General features: G+C 58.1%; 1 protein-coding gene. It reads right to left on the bottom strand.

Going from position 1 to position 284, the window contains the following annotated elements:
- A partial coding sequence (locus CBX98_RS26100) for a ribonucleotide-diphosphate reductase subunit beta (protein WP_172606057.1) occupies positions 1–284 on the bottom strand: 284 nt, incomplete at both ends.

The raw sequence follows: 284 nt of genomic DNA on the forward strand, positions 1-284 counted from the left end.
TACACGTAAGCGAAGGCGGCAAAGAAGAACAGGCCTTCGATGCAGGCCGCGAAGCAGATCAGGTTGAGCAGGAACTGGCGACGGTGTTCGCGCGTTTCCAGGCGATTGAGGTCCTGGATGGAATCGATCCACTTGAAGCAGAACTCACCCTTGGCCGCGATGGACGGAATGCTCTCGATAGCCGCGAACGCCTTGTTGCGCTCGGATGGTTCCGGGATATAGGTGTCGAGCAGCGTGAGGTAGAACTGCACGTGCAGCGCTTCTTCATACAGCTGGCGCGAGAG

Source organism: Vibrio sp. T9, assembly GCF_003123985.1.
Classification (GTDB): Bacteria; Pseudomonadota; Gammaproteobacteria; order Enterobacterales; family Vibrionaceae; genus Vibrio; species Vibrio diabolicus.